Here is a 20,297-nt window from a genome sequence, read left to right on the forward strand (position 1 = left end):
TTGCGGGCAAGTACAGGGAACGCAGTATGTCCGAACACTTCCTTTACCTGGTTCAGCAGTTGCTGAACGGGTTAACCATAGGCAGCACCTATGCGTTGATCGCCATCGGCTACACCATGGTCTATGGCATCATCGGCATGATCAACTTCGCCCACGGCGAGGTCTACATGATCGGCTCCTATGTCGCTTTCATGGTAATGGCGGGGCTCATGATGATGGGCATCGACAGCACCTTCCTGCTGCTGGGGGGCGCCTTCCTGATCAGCATCGTCATCACCGGCACCTATGGCTGGACCATAGAGCGGGTCGCCTACCGCCCACTGCGGGGCGGCAACCGGCTGATCCCCCTCATCTCCGCCATCGGCATGTCGATCTTCCTGCAGAACATGATGCGGATGGCCCAGGGCTCGCGCGACATAGCCATGCCCACCCTGATCTCCGGCGGCTGGACCTTGGGTGAAGCCGACGGCTTCCAGGCCAGCCTCTCCTGGATGCAGCTCATTATCTTCGTGGTGACCTTCATCACCATGCTGGCGCTGACCCAGTTCATCGGTCGCTCCCGCATGGGCCGCGCCTGCCGCGCCTGTTCGGAAGACATCAAGATGGCCAACCTGCTGGGGATAGACACCCACGTGGTCATCTCCATCACCTTCGTGCTGGGGGCTACCCTGGCCGCCGTCGCCGGCGTGCTGCTCGGCATGTATTACGGCGTCATCAACCCCTATCTCGGCTTCATGGCCGGGCTGAAAGCCTTCACCGCGGCTGTCCTCGGCGGTATCGGCAGCATCCCCGGCGCCGTGCTGGGCGGCCTGCTGCTCGGTGTGGTCGAGGCGCTCACCGCCGGCTACCTCAGCACCGAGTACAAGGATGTGATGGCCTTTGCCCTGCTGATCGGCGTGCTGCTGTTTATGCCCACCGGCATTCTGGGTCGCCCGGAGGTGGAGAAGGTATGATGCAACATCAATTCATTCATGCACCTATCACCTGTCTGATGCTGCTGTTCATGTCCATATACAGCATCCTGGGTCATCCGGAGGTCGAAAAGGTATGAAAAAACAATTCATTCATGCCTGCATCGCCAGCCTGGTGCTGCTGGTGCTCTCCTTCTGGCTGCTCGGCTTCAAGCTCGAGACCGACGGCACCCGCCTGCTGGTGACCAGCCGGCTCGACGTGTCGCTGGCCTGGCTGCTGGGCGGCGCCACCCTGGTGTTCTGGTTCCAGCTGCTGCGCGGCCAGATAAGCCGGCTGTTCCAGGCCTCCATCAGCGGCTTCTCGGTCGGCTTCACCAAGCTGGTGCTGCCGAGTCAGGAGGAGGCGCCACGCCTCTACAACATCACCGCCGTGCTGGTGCTGCTGTTCGCAGTGAGCTGGCCCTTCATGGCCTCGCGCGGTGCCATCGATCTGGCCACCCTGGCCCTCATCTACATCATGCTGGGTCTCGGCCTGAACGTGGTGGTCGGCCTCGCCGGCCTGCTGGATCTCGGCTATGTCGGCTTCTACGCGGTCGGCGCCTACAGCTATGCCCTGCTCAACACCTACTTCGGGCTCAGCTTCTGGGAGTGCCTGCCCATCGCCGGGCTGACGGCGGCCACCTTCGGCTTTTTGCTCGGCTTCCCGGTGCTGCGGCTGCGGGGGGATTATCTGGCCATCGTCACTCTGGGCTTTGGCGAGATCATCCGCATCCTGCTCAACAACATGACCAGCCTGACCGGCGGCCCGAACGGCATCTCCGGCATTCCCAAGCCGACCCTGGGCGGTCTGGAGTTCAACCGCACCGTCAAGGATGGCGGCTTCGAGACCTTCCACGAGTTCTTCGGCATCGCCTACAACGCCAACCACAAGGTGATCTTCCTCTACCTGATGGCGCTGGTGCTGGTGATCGCCACCCTGTTCGTCATCAACCGCCTGCTGCGCATGCCGCTCGGCCGTGCCTGGGAGGCATTGCGGGAAGACGAGATCGCCTGCAAGTCGCTGGGGCTCAACCCCACCATCATCAAGCTGACCGCCTTCACCATTGGTGCCTGCTTCGCGGGCTTCGCCGGCAGCTTCTTCGCCTCGCGCCAAGGTTTCATCAGTCCGGAGTCCTTCGTCTTCATCGAGTCGGCCATCGTGCTCGCCATCGTGGTGCTGGGCGGCATGGGCTCCCAGATCGGGGTGGTGCTGGCCGCCATCGTGATGACGGTGCTGCCTGAGCTGGCGCGCGAGTTCAACGAGTACCGCATGCTGATGTTCGGCCTCTTGATGGTGTTCATGATGATCTGGCGGCCACAGGGATTGCTGCCGATGACCCGTCCGCATCTGGAGTTGAAAAAATGAGTGCCAATCAGAAGTTAATGGAAGTCTCTGATCTGTCGATGCGCCACATGGGTGGACTGTTGGCGCTGGCTCACGCCACTCTGACCCGGGAGCTGAGAAAATGAGTACTCATCAGAAGTTAATGGAAGTTTCTGATCTGTCGATGCGCTTCGGGGGCCTGCTGGCGGTCAACGGCGTCAAGCTGGACGTGGACAAGGGGGAGGTGATCTCCATTATCGGCCCCAACGGAGCGGGCAAGACCACCGTCTTCAACTGCCTGACCGGTTTCTACCGCCCGAGCGGCGGCATCATCCGCTACAAGGGCGAGGAGATTCAGGGCCTGCCCGGCCACCTCATCGCTCGCAAGGGCATAGTGCGCACCTTTCAGCACGTGCGACTGTTCAAGGACATGACGGCGGTGGAAAACCTGCTGGTAGCCCAGCACAGGCACCTCAACACCGGCTTTCTGGCCGGGCTGTTCAAGACCCCGGCCTTTCGCCGCGCCGAGCGGGAGGGGCTGGAGCAGTCCGCCTTCTGGCTGGAGAAGGTGGGGCTCAAGGATCTCGCCAACCGCGCCGCCGGCAACCTGGCCTACGGCCAGCAGCGCCGGCTCGAGATTGCCCGCTGCATGGCGACCCGGCCCGAGCTGCTGATGCTGGACGAGCCGGCCGCCGGCCTCAACCCCCACGAGACCGACGAGCTGAACGAGCTCATCTCCAACCTGCGGGACGAGTTCGGGGTCTCGGTGCTGCTGATCGAGCACGACATGAAACTGGTGATGGAGATCTCCAACCGCATCTTCGTGGTCAACCAGGGCACCCCGCTGGCCCACGGCAAGCCGGACGAGATCCGTAGCAATCCGGCAGTGATCAAGGCCTATCTGGGCGAGTCGTAAGGACAAAAAGATGTTAGAACTTCGCAACGTATCGACCCACTACGGCAAAATTCAGGCGCTGCACGACGTCAGCGTCCAGGTCAAAGAGGGGGAAATCGTCACCCTGATCGGCGCCAATGGCGCCGGCAAGACCACATTGCTGATGACCCTGTGCGGCGAACCCAAGCCCAGCAGTGGCTCCATCTGGTTCGAGGGAGAGCAGATAGACTCGCTCTCCACCGCCCGCATCATGCGCAAGGACATCGCCGTGGTGCCGGAGGGGCGCCGCATCTTCGCTCGCCTGACGGTGGAGGAGAACCTGCTGATGGGGGCCTTCTTCGTCGACAAGGCCGAGCAGCGCGGCCTGCTGGATCAGATTTTCACCCTGTTCCCCCGCCTGCACGAGCGACTGGAGCAGCGCGCCGGCACCATGTCCGGCGGCGAGCAGCAGATGCTGGCCATCGGCCGCGCCCTGATGAGCAAGCCACGCCTGCTGCTGCTGGATGAACCCTCGCTGGGGCTGGCCCCCATCGTCATCCAGCAGATCTTCGACACCATAGAGCAGTTGCGCCGCGACGGCATGACCATCTTCCTGGTGGAGCAGAACGCCAACCAGGCGCTCAAGCTGGCCGATCGCGGCTATGTGCTGGAGAACGGCCACGTGGTACTGCAGGACACGGGGGCGGCCCTGTTGGCCAACCCGGCCGTCCGCCAGGCCTATCTCGGCGGCTGACCCATGAGCAGGGCCGACACCGCGCCGGATCACCACAGTTTCTGGCACGATCCGGCCCTGCCTTTCATCGAGGCGCGGGCGGTGCAGGATGGCCGCCGCGTCTGCTACGACAAGCACAGCCACCCCCACTTCTCCATCGGCGCCATCACCGGCGGCCACAGCCACTACCTCAACCAGCGCAGCCGGCAGGAGGTCGGCCACGGCCACCTGGTGCTGATGAACCCGGAAGAGGTGCACGCCTGCAACCCCGTTGCGGATGAGCCCTGGTCCTATCTGATGTTCTACCTCGATACCGGCTGGCTGCAGCGCCAGCAGGAAGAGGCGGGGCTGGGCGATGCGTTTCGTCCCTTCGACATGACCGCAAGCCGGGATCCCCTGCTCTACCAGGGGCTGTGCCGGCTCCATCGGCAGCTATGGCAGGAGCCGGAGCCGCTCGCGCGCGAGGTGGCCTGCCACCAGTTCAGTCGCCAGCTGCTGGCCAGGCTCACCCCGGCCAGCTGGGACGATCGGCCGCCACAGCACCTGCAGCGGGCCGCCGAACTGATGCAGGACGACTGCAGCAACCCCCTCACCCTCGCACAATTGAGTGCGGTGGCCGGGCTCACCCCCTCCCACTTCGTGCGCAGCTTCAGCCGCCATTACGGCATGACGCCCCACGCCTACCTGCTCGATCAGCGCATCCGCCATGCCCGCACCCTGCTCAGGCGGGGAGAGCCGCTGGCGGAAGTGGCGCTGGCCAGCGGTTTTGCCGATCAGGCCCACTTCCAGCGCCAGTTCAAGCGGCGGGTGGCTGCCACCCCGGGTCACTACCGCAATCAGCTGACCCGGCTGGGCTAGCGCACCAGATAGGCGGCGCAAAGCAGCAGCAACAGCGCCATCGCCCGGTTGAACCAGCGCAGCCGCTGCGGCGCGAGCAGCAACCCCTGCAGGCGACTGCCGGCATAGGCCCAGCAAGCGATGGAGCCGAGACAGATGACCAGGTAGAGGCCGCTGAACAGGGCCACCTGCCCCACCCCGCCCGCACTGCCATAGGCGCCCATCCCCATGCTGGCGGCGAGCCAGGCCTTGGGATTGAGCCACTGCATCAGTGCCCCGTACCAGAAGGAGGGGGCGACCCCATCGACCCCTTCCACCCGGCCGCTGTCCACCAGCAACTGCCAGGCCATCCAGCCGAGAAAGATCACCCCGGCCCAGCGCAGTACCTCCGCCGCCAGCGGCCATTGCAGCAGGGTGGCACCCAGCCCCAGTCCCATCAACAGCAGCAACAGAATGAACCCCAGGGTGGCCCCGACCACGTGGCGCAGGCTGGCCGCAAAGCCGTGCCTGGCGCCGCTGCCGAGAGCGACCAGATTGACCGGCCCCGGGGTGATGGACATGGCCAGGGCAAACCCGGCCATGGATAACAGCAGACTCGTCTCCATGAATAACGCTCGTAGCAGCAAAAGGAGCCCCCAGCCTAGCCGGCACCCCGCCCCCGGTATTGAAGGAAATTGCGATCGGTTACGGCAATAACCGGACACATTGCGGGCTTAGCGCCGGCCCCCGCTTGCGGTAAACTGACCCTCAATCACCTATTCGCAGGACATGTTAATGGACCAGTTTGCCCATATCAGTGCCCATGATGCCCACCAGAAGCTTGCCGCCGGTGCAGCCCGCCTCGTGGATATTCGCGACCCCCAGTCGTTCGAGACGGCCCACGCGGTCGGCGCCTTCCACCTCACCAACGGCACCCTGGTGCGTTTCATGAACGAGGTGGACTTCGATACCCCGGTGATCGTGATGTGCTATCACGGCAACAGCAGCCAGGGCGCCGCCCAGTACCTGCTGCAACAGGGGTACGATGAGGTCTACAGCCTGGATGGCGGCTTCGAGGCATGGCGCAGGGAGTTCCCGATCCAGGCGGGCGACGCATGATCCAGCTGCTGGTGCTCGACAATGCCCGCATGGCCCAGGCGCTGGTGGACTATCTCTCCACCCTCGGCATCTCGTGCGAGCTGACCCAGTCCGAGCTTGGCGTCTCGGTCTGGCTGGCGGACGAACAGCGCCTCGCCCAGGCCCAGCTGGAGGTGAAACGCTTCCTGGCCGAGCCGACCCACCCCCGCTACATGGAAGCCTCCTGGCAATCCGGCCGGGCCGATGCCCGCATCGACTACAGCAAGGGGATGACCGACCCGGTCACCGACTTCCTGCATCAGGCGGGGCCGCTGACCCTGGTGGTGATCATCGCCTGTCTGGCCATCTACGGGCTCGATGCCATCGGCCTGCCGATCTTCGATGAGCTGGCGTTCCACCCGACCCTGGCGCAGTTTACCGACTGGCAGGCGTGGCGCTACTTCACCCCGGCTTTCATCCACTTCTCGGTGCTGCACCTGGTGTTCAACCTGCTGTGGTGGTGGTATCTGGGGGGCCAGATCGAACAACGGCTCGGCAGCGGCAAGCTGCTGATCCTGCTGCTGGTAGGCGCCGCCCTGCCCAACCTGGCCGAGTTCTTCGCCAGCGGCCCGCTGTTTGGCGGCCTCTCCGGGGTGGTCTATGCCCTGCTCGGCTACTGCTGGCTGCGCAGCAAGTTGCAGCCGGCCTGCGGCCTCACCCTGCCACCGGCGTTGATGGGCTTCATGCTGTTCTGGCTGGCGCTCGGCTTCTTCGATCTGCTCGGCACCCGCACCGCCAACATGGCCCACCTGGCCGGTCTGCTGGTCGGGCTGCTGCAAGGCTGGCTGGACAGACACCATCAGCCCGCCTGAGTGTTTTTACGCCAATAAAAACGCCGCCCCGAAGGGCGGCGTTTTTATTGGCCGACTGACTTACTGCTTGAGCAGGGTGGGATCGGTCACCTTGACCGCAGCGCCACCGCTCGCGAAGAAGCTGCCGAACTGGCCCTGCATCTCGGTGGTCACATCGCCGTTCGGGTCGAAGTTCTCGTCCGGCGCCAGCAGCGAGCTGTGGCCACCGGCCAGGAAGCGGGCCGCGTTGTGGCTGGCCGGAACTAACCCTGGACCAGAGGCGGCCAGCGGCTGCAGACCCAGCACCTTGAACAGCGGCTCGGTACCACCCAGCGGGGCGGAGGCAATGCTGTTCGGGATCACCTGGTCAGACAGGCTCAGGGCGCCATCGCCGACGATCTCGGTGGCGAACAGCGGGAAGCTGCTCAGGATGCCGCTACCGAGGTTGATCGGGTCAGCCGAATCCAGCACCGACTGGGCCGCGAAGCTGTAGCTCTGCAACGTGCTGGCCGCCGCCGCCTGCTGGGTGGTGCTCAGGCTCGGCAGGAACTCGTTGACGAAGCAGGTCGGCACCGCGGTCTTGCAGTTGGGCGCATAGGCGGTGAAGCCCGCTTTCAGCTCGGCACTGCCGCTGGTCAGCACGCCCATCTTGATGGTCGGACCGAAGGTCGGCGAGTTCAGCAGCAGCGGTGCGATGCCGCCACCCGGCATGGCCAGGCCGCCGGTATCGAACTTGAACAGGGCATCCGCCAGCGCATTGCCGATGGGCTGATTGGCGACCGCCAGCAGGTTGGTACCGGAGATGGCGCCCAGGGAGTGGCCCAGGAAGTGCACTTTGAGATTACCTGCAGTACCAATAGAACCAGTCTTGTTGGCCAAGCCAACAGCCAGACGCAGGCCCAGCAGATCCGCCACACTCTGTTTCAGGTTGTCGCGGGCCACGGTCAGGTAGCTCAGGTTCAGATACGGGGTCGGGTTGTCGGAGGTGGTCACGGTCGCCATGCTGCCGCTCAGGGCGAAGCCACGCTCACCGTGCAGCGGGTGATCGATCACCACCAGCGCCACCTTCTTGCCTGCCTGCATGCCAGCATAGATCTGGCTGAGCGCCAGCGCATAGGCGTTCTCTTTCACCGAAGTCACGCCGTGCTGGTAGATGATCACGTCGGTGATGGTGTTGAGGTCATCCTTGGCGAAGATGCGCATCGGCACCAGCTGCACCTCTTCCAGCATGGGCAGCGGATTGAAGCGACCGATGTTCTGCTCGGCATCCAGCGGCTTGCCGCCGGAGGTGAGGGTCACCCCGATCAGCTTGCTCGCCTCGGCCAGCAACTCGGCCTGACGGGTCGGATCGGCAATCAGCGTCGCCAGCAGGGCCGGGTCCACGCCCGCGCCCACCAGCCCGGCGATCACTTCGCTGTCGGACGCTTTCAGGGCATTGGCGATGGCGTACAGGCTGGGGATGGCGCCGTGCCAGGACTGGGTCTTGGCCTTGTCCCAGGAACCGGCGGTGGCCGGCGAGGAGAGGAAGTAAGGCAGCTTGACGGTACCGGTATAGACCTTGGTCGCTTGAGCAATCGGGTTGAGCGGAGCACCGGGGCCGAAGGCGGTGGCGATCGCATCTTTCTGCTCTTGCGGCAGGAACTGCTCGGCATCCAGCTGGGTCAGGAAGGCATTGCTGCCGGTCACGCTCAGGGTATAGGTGCCCGGCAAGCTGGTGTTGCCCTTGGCATCCTGCTTCCACAGGGCGGCCGCATCCAGGGTCGGGCTCTTCAGCACGGACGCAGCTGCCCCTTTCACCGCCACCAGCACGTCGGCACCGGACTGGGTACCGAACCAGTCGGAGAAGATGACGTGATCGGTGGAGACGCCGGTGGCAGCCTTGAACAGCCCTTCCTGCAGGGCGATCAGACCATTGATGGTCTGCTCCTGGGCATTGCTGCCGACGTTGTTCTTGTAGTTGCCGTAATCGTTGCCGGCCTTGACCGCGTTGCCGCTGCTGTCCTTGAGGGAGTCGGTGGCCACGACCATGTAGTAGGAGGAGGGATTCAGCGGCTTGAGCGGCACCAGGTTCAGCTTGCCGGCCGCAGCGGCCACCACGAAGTCCACCCCGTAGGTCAGCACCTTCTTCACGCCGTTCGGGCGCAGGGCGGCGCTGTCAAAGCTCAGCTCCAGCAGGTAGAGCGGCGCCACCGAGGCGGCAAACTCCGCCGCGGCCGGGGCCTGCACCTGGATGCCGGATGAGGTCACGGGCACGATCTGGATAGCCTGGGTCGTGGACCAGCCATCCAGGGTCGACATGGCCGAGACCGGGTTGGAGAGATCTGCCGTTTCGGTGGAGAATTTCAGGGTGCCATCGCTGGCCCGGGCTGCCAGAGCACTGGGGCGCACGGCGTTGGAACCGGTCAACAGATAGTCGAGATAGCTGGAGGTGTCGCCTTTGTTATCGTCACTGCCACCACAGCCAGCCAGCATAGCACTGACAACCGCGGCGTAAATTAGCTTCTTTTTCATATCCTTATCTCTTTTTAGTTGTTATCCATGAAATGCTGACTGAGTTGGGTGAGAACCCGACCGGTACATCTTAACAGCAACGCAACAATTATTAAGCCTCTGGTCGGTCATCTGATCTGCTTTTTTTGTGTACAGCATCAAGGAATTGGAATAGAAACGGGACTCGATAGGTTAACAGCTTCATCCCGAATACCAGACCCGACCAGCGACTGCCCCTATGGCAGCTGGCAAAAAGCGACCCTCGATCTCGGCAAAGCGGATCAATTGCCGGTAGAATGGCGCATTGCTTAAGGAGAACCACATGATCGACCCGAAGAAACTGGAAGAGATCGCCAAACAGGTGCACAACTCCCTGCCGCCCGGCATTCGCAGCATGGGTGAAGAGGTGGAGAAGAAGATCCGTCAGGTGCTGCAGTCCCAGCTGGGCAAGCTGGACCTGGTCAGTCGCGAAGAGTTTGACGTGCAGACCAAGGTGCTGCTGCGCACCCGTGAGAAGCTGACCGCGCTCGAGGCCAAGCTGGCCCAGCTCGAGCAGCAGCTCGGCGCCAAAGGCGAATAACGCAGGTCGCCCATAAAGCAAACCCCAGCCAGGCTGGGGTTTGTTGTTTCTGGCCTGTCGCAGGGCAAGCTGCAGCAGGCTGACTCAGCGAGGCCTCCTCAGTCACGCTATGTGACCGGCCTCATGCCGAACTCAGATGAATTCGTAGGCGTCGCCGAAGATGCGCTCAGGCTCGGCGCCCAGAATCTTGAACTCCTCCCGCGCCGCGCCCGCCATCTCGAAGCGACCGGCGACATAGATGTCGTAGTCATGCAGGCTGACGAAGTCATCCATGATGGCCTTGTGCACCAGCCCGGTCTTGCCGGTCCAGTCCGCTTCCGGCTCCTGCACCACCGGGATGAAGGTGAGCGGGGCGTAGTCGCGCTCCCACTGCTGCATCTGCTCCTGCTCGTAGAGCCAGTGCGCCTGGCGCACGCCCCAGTAGAAGAACACCGGGCGCTTGCTGCCGGTATCGATCAGGTATTCCAGAATGGAGCGGGCATAGGAGAAACCGGTGCCACCCGCCATCAGGATCAGCGGCCGGGGTGACTCTTCCCGCAGGAAGGCCTTGCCCGCCGCCAGTTCAATCTCGATCTCCCCCTGCTCGCGCATGCGGGCCAGCACCTGGCCGGCATAGGCGTTTTCCGGGGTGGCGCCGATCTGCAGCTCCAGCATGCCCGGGCGGGTCGGCGAATTGGCGATGGAGAAGGGACGCTTGTCCGAATCGCTCATCACCACCAGCAGATACTGGCCCGGCTTGAAGCTGACCTCTTGCAGCGGCGTCAGGGCCACGTGCCAGATGGTGTCGACATATTCGCGCAGTTCCTCTACGCGGCACTTGATACGTTGCATTCTTATCCTTGTGACGGGCTCGCTCGGCCCGCTTTCGCTCTTGATTCACTGTGGACTGGCGACCAGCAAAGTGGTCAGGTCAGTCGAGCATACCCAATTCAGCTCAAATGGCATCAATCTTTTGCATCCCGGCCAGGCGGCACGGCCCGTCGGGCCTGCCGCCGCTCATCAGCCGAGAATGTTCAGCTCGTCCCAGAGGGCATCGATCTTCTGCTTGACCGCCTCGTCCTGCACGATGGGCTGGCCCCACTCGCGATTGGTCTCCCCCGGCCACTTGTTGGTGGCATCCAGCCCCATTTTGGAGCCGAGCCCGGAGACCGGCGAAGCGAAGTCCAGGTAGTCGATCGGGGTGTGCTCGATCAGGGTGGTGTCGCGGGCCGGATCCATCCGGGTGGTGATGGCCCAGATCACGTCCTTCCAGTCGCGGGCGTTGATGTCGTCATCGCAGACGATCACGAACTTGGTGTACATGAACTGGCGCAGGAAGGACCAGACCCCCAGCATCACCCGCTTGGCGTGGCCAGGGTAGCGCTTCTTGATGGTCACCACCGCCATCCGGTAAGAGCACCCTTCCGGCGGCAGGTAGAAGTCCACGATCTCGGGGAACTGCTTCTGCAACAGCGGCACGAACACCTCGTTGAGCGCCACCCCGAGCACCGCCGGTTCATCGGGCGGACGGCCGGTGTAGGTGCTGTGATAGATGGCATCCTTGCGCATCGTCATGTGGGTGATGGTAAAGACCGGGAACTCGTCCACCTCGTTGTAGTAGCCGGTGTGATCGCCATAAGGCCCTTCGGGGGCCATCTCGCCCGGCTCCAGATAGCCTTCCAGCACGATCTCGGCGCTGGCGGGCACCTCCAGATCGCAGCTGATGGCCTTCACCACCTCGGTACGGCTGCCGCGCAGCAGACCGGCAAAAGCGTATTCGGAGAGAGTATCCGGCACCGGCGTCACCGCGCCGAGGATGGTCGCCGGATCGGCACCGAGCGCCACCACCACCGGGAAGCGCTCACCCGGGTGGGCCTCCTGCCACTCGCGAAAATCGATGGCACCGCCGCGGTGATCCAGCCAGCGCATGATCAGCTTGTTCTTGCCGATCTTCTGCTGGCGATAGATGCCGAGGTTCTGCCGCTTCTTGTAGGGGCCGCGGGTGATGGTCAGACCCCAGGTCACCAGCGGCGCCACGTCGCCGGGCCAGCAGTGCTGGATCGGGATCTGGTCCAGATCGACTGCCTCTCCCTCCAGCACCCGCTGCTGACAAGGGGCAGAGGAGAGCCGTTTGGTCGGCATGTTGAGCACCTGCTTGAAGATCGGCAGCTTCTCCATCAGCTCCTTGAAGCCGCGGGGCGGCTCCGGCTCCTTCAGGTAGGAGAGCCAGATCCCCACCTGGCGCAGGGCGGCCACGTTGGGCTGGCCCATGCCCATGGCGACCCGATCCGGGGTGCCGAACAGGTTGGTCAGCACCGGCATGGCGCAACCCTTGGGATTTTCAAACAGCAGGGCAGGACCGCCCGCCCGCAGGGTGCGATCGCTGATCTCGGTCATCTCCAGATAGGGGTCTATCTCGCGACTGATGCGCTTGAGTTGTCCGCTTTGTTCCAGCTGCGCGATGAAATCACGCAAATCCTTGTATTTCATGCAGGTACCCTGTGTTCAGGCGATGCCGCATTATAACCCTGGGCGGGCGGCGGGTGTACCCGAATCGGGCAGCATCACCGGACTTGCATGGCGCTTTTCCTGCCGGGTCAGCCGATCGGCAAGCTGGGCCAGCAGCCTGGGTTCGTCCATCTGCAGCAGCAGGCTGGCCACCTGACCGCTGTATTGGCGATTGCCCAGCTCCGCCAGCAGGAACTGCTGGGCCGTGTCTGGCAGCGGCGAAAGTTGACTGAGTTGCTGCAGAGCGGGCAGCTTGAGACGGGCATTGCGACTGGCGGCAATCAGCAGATCGCTGGCCGCCTGGCCCTGATGAAAACGGCTCACGCTGGCGAGCGCGGCCACGCTGTCGTGATCGACCGGTTGATGCCACAGCTTCTGATAGAGGGCGCTGTCGCCGGTACGCTCGGCCAGCAGCCGCAGCAGCCGGTTGTCGGGCAGAAAGATGCTCATGGCGGCCAGCGTGTGCGCCTCCCGTTGCAGGAGCGGGAGCGGCTGCCGATCGAGTACGGTCAGCAGCGCCTGCTGCTGCTGGGCCAGATCAGGATTGCGGCTGTTGTAGATCTGCTTGAACTCGAACGTGCCCTCTTCCAGCTGCTGGCGATAGTTGTCCTGCCAGGCCTGCTGCTGCCAGCGGCTCAGCACCTGCCGCGCGGTGGCGGCAAAATCGTAGGCGGGTTGCTGCACCAGAAAGCCGTCCACCTCTTTTTCCACCAACCAGCTGGGGGCCTTGAACGACTGGGCGCGCACCCAGGCCAGCAGTTGCGGCGTGCTGGCCCTGGGTTGGCTATTGAGGGTGGCCAGCAGCTGGCACAACAGATACTCCCGCTGCCCCACCGCCAGGGAGTCCAGCAGGGTGTCGATGGCGGCAAACTGCCCCAGCTGCAGCCGGCCGGTCAGATAGTCGAGGTGACCCTGCAGCCCCTCGTCGGCCACCAGTGTCGTCCGGGGCGGCTGCGCCTCGGCAGCCCCGACCGGCAGCACCAGCAGCCAGCTCAGCAATATCAGGAGTACATGCTTCATGACGTCCCTATCCTTGTGACATCGAGGTTTCATACTACTCAGGCGACCGTAAAATAGATAAACAAAAACCGCGACCTGGGCCGCGGTTTGATGATTTTCGAGTCGGTTACTTCTGCTGGCGCCGCATGGCGTCGAAGAACTCGTCGTTGGTCTTGGTCATGGCCAACTTGTCGATCAGGAACTCGATGCCGTCGATCTCGCCCATCGGGTGCACAATCTTGCGCAGGATCCACATCTTCTGCAGCTCGTCGCCGGTGGTCAGCAGCTCTTCCTTGCGGGTGCCGGAGCGAGTGATGTCGATGGCCGGGTAGACGCGCTTCTCGGCAATCTTGCGCGAGAGGTGCAGTTCCATGTTGCCGGTACCCTTGAACTCTTCGTAGATGACTTCATCCATCTTGGAGCCGGTATCGATCAGCGCGGTGGCGATGATGGTCAGGCTGCCACCCTCTTCGACATTGCGCGCGGCACCGAAGAAGCGCTTCGGACGGTGCAGGGCGTTGGCGTCCACACCACCGGTCAGTACCTTGCCGGATGACGGGATGACGGTGTTGTAGGCACGGGCCAGACGGGTGATGGAGTCCAGCAGGATCACCACGTCCTTCTTGTGCTCGACCAGGCGTTTGGCCTTCTCGATCACCATCTCGGCGACCTGGACGTGACGGGAAGCCGGCTCGTCGAAGGTGGAGGCGATCACTTCACCCTTCACCATGCGCTGCATCTCGGTCACTTCTTCCGGACGCTCGTCGATCAGCAGGACGATCAGTTCGCAGTCAGGGTGGTTGTAGGCGATGCTCTGGGCGATGTTCTGCAGCAGCATGGTCTTACCGGCCTTGGGCGGTGCGACGATGAGGCCGCGCTGGCCTTTACCGATCGGGGAAGCCAGATCCAGTACGCGGGCGGTAATGTCTTCGGTGGAACCGTTGCCACGCTCCATGCGCAGACGCTCGTTGGCGTGCAGCGGAGTGAGGTTTTCAAACAGGATCTTGTTGCGGGAGTTTTCCGGACGGTCGTAGTTGACCTCATTGACCTTGAGCAGCGCGAAGTAACGTTCGCCCTCTTTCGGCGGCCGGATCTTGCCGGATATGGTATCGCCGGTGCGCAGGTTGAAACGGCGGATCTGGCTCGGGGAGACATAGATGTCGTCCGGGCCGGCCAGGTAGGAGCCGTCTGCACTACGCAGGAAGCCGAAACCATCGGTCAGGATTTCCAGCACACCGTCGCCAAAGATATCCTCGCCACCCTTGGCGTGCGCCTTGAGGATCGCGAAAATAATGTCTTTCTTGTGCGCCCGAGCCAGATTTTCCAACCCCATGGATTCGCCAAGCTGTACCAGCTCGGACACAGGAGTGTTCTTTAATTCAGTCAGATTCATAGTGGTGAAAGTCTGTAAGCAAGGATTGAAATGAGGAGACAGTCTGCTGGATTGATGCTGATCGGATTTGATTTGCCAGGCTGATGTGTGAGCAAAGAGTCAGGCAAAAAGGTTAGCAAACGAGCGATAAATTAGCACCAATCGGGGTGAGCGTCTAGGTGATAAAACAGAAGGAGCGCATTATTGCAATGCGCTCCTCTTTGATTATTACAGGTTACCGTCCAGGAACTCTTTCAGCTGAGTCTTGGACAGGGCACCGACCTTGGTCGCTGCCACTTCGCCATTCTTGAACAGCAAGAGGGTCGGAATACCACGAATGCCATACTTGGGCGGAGTGTCGGCGTTATGGTCGATGTTCAATTTCGCCACGGTCACGCGACCGGCATACTCTTGGGCGACTTCGTTCAGGATCGGGGCAATCATCTTGCACGGACCACACCATTCGGCCCAGAAGTCGACCAGAACGGCGCCATCGGCTTTGATTACATCTGCCTCGAAGCTGGCATCGCTCAGCTGAACAATCTTGTCACTCATCTCCAACTCCAGTCAGTAATTAAGGCTTTATTGACGTATCAACAAAGGCAATAGTTGCCCTATTTGAAATGATCCTGTTTATTATTGCAAGCCTAACCTGATAACCTACCGCCATGAGCAAAACACATTTAACGACCGACAAATTCGCCCAAATGGGCCTCGAACCCGAAGTTCTGGCTGGTCTGGAATCAAAGGGATTTCACTATTGCACCCCCATCCAGGCACTGTCTCTGCCACTGCTGGTAGAAGGTCATGACCTCGCCGGTCAGGCCCAGACAGGGACCGGCAAAACCCTTGCCTTCCTGGCCGCCACCTTCAACTATTTGTTGACCCATCCGCTGACCAAGCCGCGCCTCATCAACCAGCCGCGCGCCATCATCATGGCCCCGACCCGGGAGCTGGCGGTCCAGATCTACAACGATGCGGAGAGCATGTCCGCCTCGACCGGCCTCAAGCTCGGCCTCGCCTACGGTGGCGAAGGGTACGACAAGCAGCTGGCCGTGCTGGAACAGGGTGTCGACATACTGATCGGCACCACCGGCCGCATCATCGACTACTTCAAGTCCAAGGTCATCGATCTGAGCAACATTCAGGTCGTGGTACTGGACGAAGCGGATCGCATGTTCGATCTCGGCTTCATCAAGGACATCCGTTTCCTGTTCCGCCGCATGCCGCCCGCCACCGAGCGTCTGAGCATGCTGTTCTCCGCCACCCTCTCCCTGCGGGTGCAGGAGCTGGCCTACGAACACATGAACCACCCGGAACATGTACAGATCGAGCCGGAGCAGATGACCGGCGTGCGGATCAAGGAGGAGCTGTTCTATCCCTCCAACGAAGACAAGATGTTGCTGCTGCTCTCCCTGATGGAAGAGGAGTGGCCGGAGAAAGCCATCGTCTTCGCCAACACCAAGCACGTCTGTGAAGACGTTCATGCCTGGCTGGAGAACGACGGCCACCGCGTCGGCCTGCTGACCGGTGACGTGCCGCAGAAGAAGCGGATGAAGATCCTGGAAGACTTCACCAAGGGTGCAGTCGACATCCTGGTTGCCACCGACGTGGCCGCCCGCGGTCTGCACATCCCGGACGTGACCCACGTCTTCAACTATGACCTGCCCGACGACGCCGAAGACTACGTACACCGCATCGGTCGTACCGGTCGTGCCGGCAAGAGCGGTCACTCCATCAGCCTGGCCTGTGAAGACTATGCCTTCAACCTGCCGGCCATCGAGGAGTACATTCACCACCCGATCCCGGTCAGCAAGTATGACCGCGAGGCGCTGCTGGATGACGTGACCGCACCGAAGCGGGTGTTCCGCAACCGTCAGCCGGTGAACCGCAACATGCGCGATCGCCAGGGCGGTGGCAACAGCAACAACCGCCGTCGTCCGCCCCGCAAGAGCTGAAAGGACTGGCCCAGTTGCACAACTCGCCGCTCTATGCCGCCATCGACCTCGGCTCCAACAGCTTTCACATGCTGGTGGTGCGCGAGGTCGCCGGTGCGCTACGCACCGTCACCAAGGTCAAGCGCAAGGTTCGCCTCGCCGCCGGGCTCGATCCGGAGTTTCGTCTCAGCCGTGCCGCCATGGAGCGGGGCTGGGACTGTCTGCGTCTGTTCTCCGAACAGTTGCAGGACATTCCGGCCGACAACATCCGGGTAGTGGGTACCGCCACCCTGCGCCTTGCCACCAACGTCGACGAGTTCCTCAGCGAAGCGGAACGGGTACTCAACCACAGCATCGAGATCATCTCGGGCGAGGAAGAGGCCAAGACCATCTATGAGGGGGTCTCCTGGACCTCGGCCGGGGAAGGCAACCGGCTGGTGATCGACATCGGCGGCGCCAGCACCGAGCTGGTGATCGGCGAGCACAGCGAAGCGAAACTGCTCAACAGCCTGCACATGGGCTGCGTTACCTGGCTCAACAACCACTTCGGTGACGGCGAGCTCTCCGAGGCCCGCTTCAAGCAGGCCATCGCCGCCGCCAAGGCGGTGCTGGAGAAGGTGGCGGAAGATTATCGTGCACTCGGCTGGCGCACCTGTGTCGGCGCCTCTGGCACGGTGCAGGCGCTGCAGGAAATCATGCTGGCGCAGGGGAAAAGCGAGCGGGTCACCCTGCCCAAGCTGCAGGAGCTGATGGGTCAGGCCATTGCCTGCGGCAAGCTCGACCAACTGCAGTTGGAAGGACTGGCGGCCGAACGGCTGACCGTGTTCCCCTCCGGTCTCGCCATCCTGATCGCCATCTTCGAAACCCTGAACATCGAGAGCATGACCCTGGCGGGTGGCGCCCTGCGCGAAGGGCTGATCTACGGTCTGCTCGGCAACAATCACGACTGTGATGCCCGCGATCGCACCGCCGACAGCCTGATCAATCGCTACCAGCTGGACAAGGAGCACGCCGAACGGGTGCGCGACACCGCCGTCGAGGCGTTCAACCAGCTGCAGCCGGCCTGGCGACTCTCGAAACGCTACGGGCGCCCGATCCTGCGCTACGCGGCCCTGCTGCACGAGATCGGTCTGTGCATCGAGTACAAGAAGGCACCGCAACACGCCGCCTACATCATCGACAACATCGACATGCCTGGCTTTACCCCGGCCCAGAAGAAGCTGTTGTCGGCCCTGCTGTTCAACCAGCGGGACGAATTCAAGCTGGAACCGCTGGAGAAGCAGGGCGCCGTCACCGGTCGCCAGGCGATCCGGCTGGCCCGCATCCTGCGCATCGCGCTGATCCTCTGCATGCGCCGCACCCAGGGCACAGTGCCCCGCTTCACCCTCGAAGCCGATGAAGATGCACTGACCCTGACCCTGCCGAGCGGCTGGCTGGACGAGCACTATCTGCGCGCCAGCGAGTTGCGCTTCGAGGTGGAACGCCAGCAGAAGATGGGCTGGCCCACCCGGCTGCTGGAAGCCTGATTGGGCCTCGCCCAATCAGTGCCTGCCCTGCCGCTCCGACAATCTCTTTCGCAGCCATGACTGGCGCCGTTCAAAGCTGACCCTTGATTTCATTGGGCTGGCACCCCGAGCTCGTCCTTTTCCCGCTGGCTGTCACCTGCGCCATTAGCGCCGCTCGGCTAGAGTAGGGTTGTCTTCACAACCGGAATGGACGCCATGAAACCCTTGACCCTGATCGGCCTGACCGCCCTGCTCACCGCCTGTGGCGGCGGAGGCGGCGACAACAACAACAGCCCGCAACAGGCCCAGCTCTCGCTGGCCTTCTCCGACGCCCCGGTGGATGCAGTCAGCAAGGTCTGCATCGCCGTCGCCAACATCAGCATCCACCCCGTCGCCGGTACCGAGCAGAGCTGGACCACCGCCAGTTTTCTCACCTCGGCCCAGGACGATGGCTGCACCCCGAGCGGCGAAACCATCCCGCTCGACAGTGCGGGCCGGCCACTGTTCACCTACATCGACCTGCTGCACTACCAGGGTTCCGTCAGCCGCCCGCTGCTGGCCAGCCAGAGCGTGGTGCCCGGCGACTACAGCCAGATGCGGCTGCGGGTGCTGGACGGACGGGAGGTCGCCAACCAGTTTCTGGATGGCACCCCCTACTCCTACGTCAAACGGGATGATGGGGTGATCAAGCCGCTGGAGGTGCCCAGCAGCGAACTCAAGCTGGATACCTTTACTATCGCCGCCAACGGCCTCAGCGCCTTCACCACCGAGTTCGACCTGCGCCAAGCCATGGTGCTGCCGGGCCACGAGCAGTACTACAAGCTCAAGCCCAGAGGGGTGCGGCTGGTGAACAACACCCAGGTCACCACCGTCAAAGGCACGGTGGCGGCCGGGCTGTGCGGCGGCCAGCTGACCGACAAGGCCTTCGTCTACTTCTACCAGCCCCGAAGCGACGACAACTACCCCGACATGGCAGACAGCGACAACGGCTTCTACGCCAGCGCGCCCGTGCTGCCGCAAAGCGGTGGCGGCTTTGGTTACGAACTGGGATTTGTTAATCTCGGCAGCTACGATCTGGCGCTGGTCTGCAATGGCAACGAGGACGATCCGGCGCTGGCCGACGACCCGCTGCAACTGGAGCAAGTGCAGCAAGCCCAGGCGGTGGTGGCGCCCGCCACCAGCATCAACTTCCAGTAACCGGCGACCAGAGGGCAAGCCGCACATGAGCACCTACCACCCCATCAGTTGCGATCTCTACGACTGGCTGGAGATCGCCGCCAGCTGGCAGTTGCCGGTCACCCTCACCGGCCGGGACGGCCGCCAGTGGGCAGACAGGATCCGCACCATAGAGGCCAGAGCAGGGGTCGAGTACCTGCTGTTGCACAGTGGCGAGCGACTGAGCCTGGCGGAGCTGGCCACCATGGCGCTCAGCTGGCAAGGGGAGGAGAAGCTGATCCGCTTTGCCCCGCCGGCCCCAGCCGACGGCCAATAGATGACAAGAGGGCCAACCCCGCCGGGTTGGCCCTCTTCTTTTACCCTCGCGTGCGGCGTTATCCCGCCAGCGCCGCCATCACGTAGACATCGAAGCGGTTGCTCTTGGTCTCGATGGCCATGCTCGGCTTGTGCTCGTTGAGCCAGCCGGCGTAGTCCGGCCGTTTCACCACCACCCGCTTGTCCGCCATGGCGAGCGCCGCCGGCAGCAGGGCATCGGCATCGAGATCCGGCCCCACCAGCGACTGAAACACCCGCATCTCTTTTTTCACCAGCGCCGACTTCTGCTTGTGGGGGAACATGGGGTCGAGGTAGATGACATCGGGCCGCTCAGTCAGCCCCAGCAAGGTCTCCACCGCCGGGCCGTGCAGCAACTCCATCCGCTCGCGCACCCAGGGACCGATCTCCGGGTCCAGCGCCGCCCGCGCCAGCCCGTCCTGCAACAGGGCGGCCACCACGGGGCTGCGCTCGATCATGGTCACCTTACAGCCGAGGGAGGCGAGCACGAAGGCATCGCGCCCCAGCCCGGCGGTGGCATCCACCACCCGCGGCATGGCACCCGCCTTGAGCCCCACCGCCTTGGCGATGGACTGGCCACGGCCGCCGCCGAACTTGCGGCGATGGGCGACCGCCCCTTCGACGAAGTCCACGTAGACCGCGCCCAGCTTGGGCTCGTCCAGCTTGCGCAGCTCCAGCCGCGCCGCAGTGAACACCAGGGCAAACTGGGGAAGGTCGGTCTGGCCGAGCTGGCTGGCCAGGGCTGCTGCCTGGGGCGCCTTGGCGGGGTCTTCGAGGAGGATCTGCATGGTAT

At 63.1% G+C, this 20,297-nt stretch carries 20 protein-coding genes; 12 read left to right on the forward strand and 8 right to left on the reverse strand.

From position 1 onward, the window contains the following. Window positions 1-26 precede the first annotated feature (26 nt). From livH to ACPW75_RS20125, 5 genes are all read left to right on the forward strand, one after another. On the forward strand, window positions 27-953 hold the full coding sequence (gene livH / locus ACPW75_RS20105; protein ID WP_077096685.1) for a high-affinity branched-chain amino acid ABC transporter permease LivH: 927 nt from the start codon (window positions 27-29) through the stop codon (window positions 951-953). Between the two features lie 94 nt (window positions 954-1,047). Further along, window positions 1,048-2,316, forward strand: coding sequence for a high-affinity branched-chain amino acid ABC transporter permease LivM (locus ACPW75_RS20110; protein ID WP_077096687.1), 1,269 nt, complete (start codon window positions 1,048-1,050; stop codon window positions 2,314-2,316). A 100-nt stretch (window positions 2,317-2,416) separates the two neighbouring features. Next, a complete protein-coding gene (gene livG, locus ACPW75_RS20115) occupies window positions 2,417-3,190 on the forward strand; it encodes a high-affinity branched-chain amino acid ABC transporter ATP-binding protein LivG (RefSeq protein ID WP_024945484.1) in 774 nt (257 codons plus the stop codon). 10 nt (window positions 3,191-3,200) lie between these two features. Beyond that, window positions 3,201-3,902, forward strand: a complete 702-nt coding sequence (locus tag ACPW75_RS20120; RefSeq protein ID WP_011704138.1) for an ABC transporter ATP-binding protein — start codon at window positions 3,201-3,203, stop codon at window positions 3,900-3,902. Between the two features lie 3 nt (window positions 3,903-3,905). Further along, complete coding sequence (locus ACPW75_RS20125) at window positions 3,906-4,739, forward strand: AraC family transcriptional regulator (RefSeq protein ID WP_077096689.1); 834 nt, start codon at window positions 3,906-3,908, stop codon at window positions 4,737-4,739. Here ACPW75_RS20125 and ACPW75_RS20130 read toward each other — a convergent pair. After that, a complete protein-coding gene (locus ACPW75_RS20130) occupies window positions 4,736-5,422 on the reverse strand; it encodes a LysE family translocator (RefSeq protein WP_077096691.1) in 687 nt (228 codons plus the stop codon). The two genes, ACPW75_RS20125 and ACPW75_RS20130, sit on opposite strands and share 4 nt — an antisense overlap. Window positions 5,423-5,492: 70 nt before the next feature. Here ACPW75_RS20130 and glpE point away from each other — a divergent pair, with 70 nt between their 5' ends. Both glpE and glpG read left to right on the forward strand, forming a co-directional pair. Further along, window positions 5,493-5,816: a thiosulfate sulfurtransferase GlpE gene (glpE, locus tag ACPW75_RS20135; RefSeq protein ID WP_011704135.1), complete on the forward strand. Its 324-nt coding sequence runs from the start codon at window positions 5,493-5,495 to the stop codon at window positions 5,814-5,816. Beyond that, window positions 5,813-6,646: a rhomboid family intramembrane serine protease GlpG gene (glpG, locus tag ACPW75_RS20140; RefSeq protein WP_011704134.1), complete on the forward strand. Its 834-nt coding sequence runs from the start codon at window positions 5,813-5,815 to the stop codon at window positions 6,644-6,646. The genes glpE and glpG overlap by 4 nt, the downstream gene beginning before the upstream one ends. 60 nt (window positions 6,647-6,706) lie before the next feature. On the opposite strand, the gene ACPW75_RS20145 is transcribed toward glpG, so the two are convergent. Continuing rightward, window positions 6,707-9,136 (reverse strand): VolA/Pla-1 family phospholipase, encoded by a 2,430-nt coding sequence (locus tag ACPW75_RS20145; RefSeq protein WP_077096693.1) that lies wholly within the window; start codon window positions 9,134-9,136, stop codon window positions 6,707-6,709. A 301-nt stretch (window positions 9,137-9,437) separates the two neighbouring features. Here ACPW75_RS20145 and ubiK point away from each other — a divergent pair, with 301 nt between their 5' ends. Further along, window positions 9,438-9,695 (forward strand): ubiquinone biosynthesis accessory factor UbiK, encoded by a 258-nt coding sequence (ubiK, locus tag ACPW75_RS20150; protein ID WP_005307315.1) that lies wholly within the window; start codon window positions 9,438-9,440, stop codon window positions 9,693-9,695. 132 nt (window positions 9,696-9,827) lie between these two features. Here the strand turns inward: ubiK and fre are convergent, their stop codons facing one another. The 5 genes from fre to trxA form a co-directional block, all read right to left on the reverse strand. Next, a complete protein-coding gene (gene fre, locus ACPW75_RS20155; RefSeq protein ID WP_016348960.1) occupies window positions 9,828-10,526 on the reverse strand; it encodes an NAD(P)H-flavin reductase in 699 nt (232 codons plus the stop codon). A gap of 168 nt (window positions 10,527-10,694) precedes the next feature. Next, on the reverse strand, window positions 10,695-12,164 hold the full coding sequence (ubiD, locus tag ACPW75_RS20160; protein ID WP_077096695.1) for a 4-hydroxy-3-polyprenylbenzoate decarboxylase: 1,470 nt from the start codon (window positions 12,162-12,164) through the stop codon (window positions 10,695-10,697). A 30-nt stretch (window positions 12,165-12,194) separates the two neighbouring features. Beyond that, the gene (locus ACPW75_RS20165; protein ID WP_143239001.1) at window positions 12,195-13,202 is read right to left on the reverse strand and encodes a hypothetical protein; all 1,008 of its coding nucleotides are present in this window, start codon (window positions 13,200-13,202) and stop codon (window positions 12,195-12,197) included. Window positions 13,203-13,308: 106 nt separating this feature from the next. Continuing rightward, on the reverse strand, window positions 13,309-14,574 hold the full coding sequence (rho, locus tag ACPW75_RS20170) for a transcription termination factor Rho (RefSeq protein WP_005307308.1): 1,266 nt from the start codon (window positions 14,572-14,574) through the stop codon (window positions 13,309-13,311). Between the two features lie 207 nt (window positions 14,575-14,781). Beyond that, window positions 14,782-15,108 carry a thioredoxin TrxA gene (gene trxA / locus ACPW75_RS20175; RefSeq protein WP_005307306.1) on the reverse strand — a complete coding sequence of 109 codons (327 nt, stop codon included), beginning with the start codon at window positions 15,106-15,108 and terminating at the stop codon, window positions 14,782-14,784. Window positions 15,109-15,221: 113 nt separating this feature from the next. Here trxA and rhlB point away from each other — a divergent pair, with 113 nt between their 5' ends. From rhlB to ACPW75_RS20195, 4 genes are all read left to right on the forward strand, one after another. Next, a complete protein-coding gene (rhlB, locus tag ACPW75_RS20180; RefSeq protein WP_029302597.1) occupies window positions 15,222-16,511 on the forward strand; it encodes an ATP-dependent RNA helicase RhlB in 1,290 nt (429 codons plus the stop codon). 14 nt (window positions 16,512-16,525) lie between these two features. Then, window positions 16,526-18,016, forward strand: a complete 1,491-nt coding sequence (gene gppA / locus ACPW75_RS20185) for a guanosine-5'-triphosphate,3'-diphosphate diphosphatase (RefSeq protein ID WP_016348957.1) — start codon at window positions 16,526-16,528, stop codon at window positions 18,014-18,016. A gap of 195 nt (window positions 18,017-18,211) precedes the next feature. After that, window positions 18,212-19,192: a DUF4382 domain-containing protein gene (locus ACPW75_RS20190; RefSeq protein ID WP_179101453.1), complete on the forward strand. Its 981-nt coding sequence runs from the start codon at window positions 18,212-18,214 to the stop codon at window positions 19,190-19,192. Window positions 19,193-19,217: 25 nt separating this feature from the next. Next, the gene (locus ACPW75_RS20195) at window positions 19,218-19,487 is read left to right on the forward strand and encodes a Rho-binding antiterminator (RefSeq protein WP_077096700.1); all 270 of its coding nucleotides are present in this window, start codon (window positions 19,218-19,220) and stop codon (window positions 19,485-19,487) included. Between the two features lie 58 nt (window positions 19,488-19,545). Here ACPW75_RS20195 and ACPW75_RS20200 read toward each other — a convergent pair whose 3' ends face one another. Beyond that, window positions 19,546-20,292 carry a class I SAM-dependent methyltransferase gene (locus ACPW75_RS20200; protein WP_077096701.1) on the reverse strand — a complete coding sequence of 249 codons (747 nt, stop codon included), beginning with the start codon at window positions 20,290-20,292 and terminating at the stop codon, window positions 19,546-19,548. Window positions 20,293-20,297 lie beyond the last annotated feature (5 nt).

The organism is Aeromonas sp. FL131 (genome assembly GCF_049860615.1).
Taxonomy (GTDB): Bacteria; Pseudomonadota; Gammaproteobacteria; order Enterobacterales; family Aeromonadaceae; genus Aeromonas; species Aeromonas hydrophila.

Bases quoted from the DNA above. Each gene is read 5' to 3' on its own strand.
- livH (WP_077096685.1), top strand. From the start codon at position 27: ATGTCCGAACACTTCCTTTACCTGGTTCAGCAGTTGCTGAACGGGTTA.
- ACPW75_RS20110 (WP_077096687.1), top strand. From the start codon at position 1,048: ATGAAAAAACAATTCATTCATGCCTGCATCGCCAGCCTGGTGCTGCTG.
- livG (WP_024945484.1), top strand. From the start codon at position 2,417: ATGAGTACTCATCAGAAGTTAATGGAAGTTTCTGATCTGTCGATGCGC.
- ACPW75_RS20120 (WP_011704138.1), top strand. From the start codon at position 3,201: ATGTTAGAACTTCGCAACGTATCGACCCACTACGGCAAAATTCAGGCG.
- ACPW75_RS20125 (WP_077096689.1), top strand. From the start codon at position 3,906: ATGAGCAGGGCCGACACCGCGCCGGATCACCACAGTTTCTGGCACGAT.
- glpE (WP_011704135.1), top strand. From the start codon at position 5,493: ATGGACCAGTTTGCCCATATCAGTGCCCATGATGCCCACCAGAAGCTT.
- glpG (WP_011704134.1), top strand. From the start codon at position 5,813: ATGATCCAGCTGCTGGTGCTCGACAATGCCCGCATGGCCCAGGCGCTG.
- ACPW75_RS20145 (WP_077096693.1), bottom strand. From the start codon at position 9,136: ATGAAAAAGAAGCTAATTTACGCCGCGGTTGTCAGTGCTATGCTGGCT.
- ubiK (WP_005307315.1), top strand. From the start codon at position 9,438: ATGATCGACCCGAAGAAACTGGAAGAGATCGCCAAACAGGTGCACAAC.
- fre (WP_016348960.1), bottom strand. From the start codon at position 10,526: ATGCAACGTATCAAGTGCCGCGTAGAGGAACTGCGCGAATATGTCGAC.
- ubiD (WP_077096695.1), bottom strand. From the start codon at position 12,164: ATGAAATACAAGGATTTGCGTGATTTCATCGCGCAGCTGGAACAAAGC.
- ACPW75_RS20165 (WP_143239001.1), bottom strand. From the start codon at position 13,202: ATGAAGCATGTACTCCTGATATTGCTGAGCTGGCTGCTGGTGCTGCCG.
- rho (WP_005307308.1), bottom strand. From the start codon at position 14,574: ATGAATCTGACTGAATTAAAGAACACTCCTGTGTCCGAGCTGGTACAG.
- trxA (WP_005307306.1), bottom strand. From the start codon at position 15,108: ATGAGTGACAAGATTGTTCAGCTGAGCGATGCCAGCTTCGAGGCAGAT.
- rhlB (WP_029302597.1), top strand. From the start codon at position 15,222: ATGAGCAAAACACATTTAACGACCGACAAATTCGCCCAAATGGGCCTC.
- ACPW75_RS20190 (WP_179101453.1), top strand. From the start codon at position 18,212: ATGAAACCCTTGACCCTGATCGGCCTGACCGCCCTGCTCACCGCCTGT.
- ACPW75_RS20195 (WP_077096700.1), top strand. From the start codon at position 19,218: ATGAGCACCTACCACCCCATCAGTTGCGATCTCTACGACTGGCTGGAG.
- ACPW75_RS20200 (WP_077096701.1), bottom strand. From the start codon at position 20,292: ATGCAGATCCTCCTCGAAGACCCCGCCAAGGCGCCCCAGGCAGCAGCC.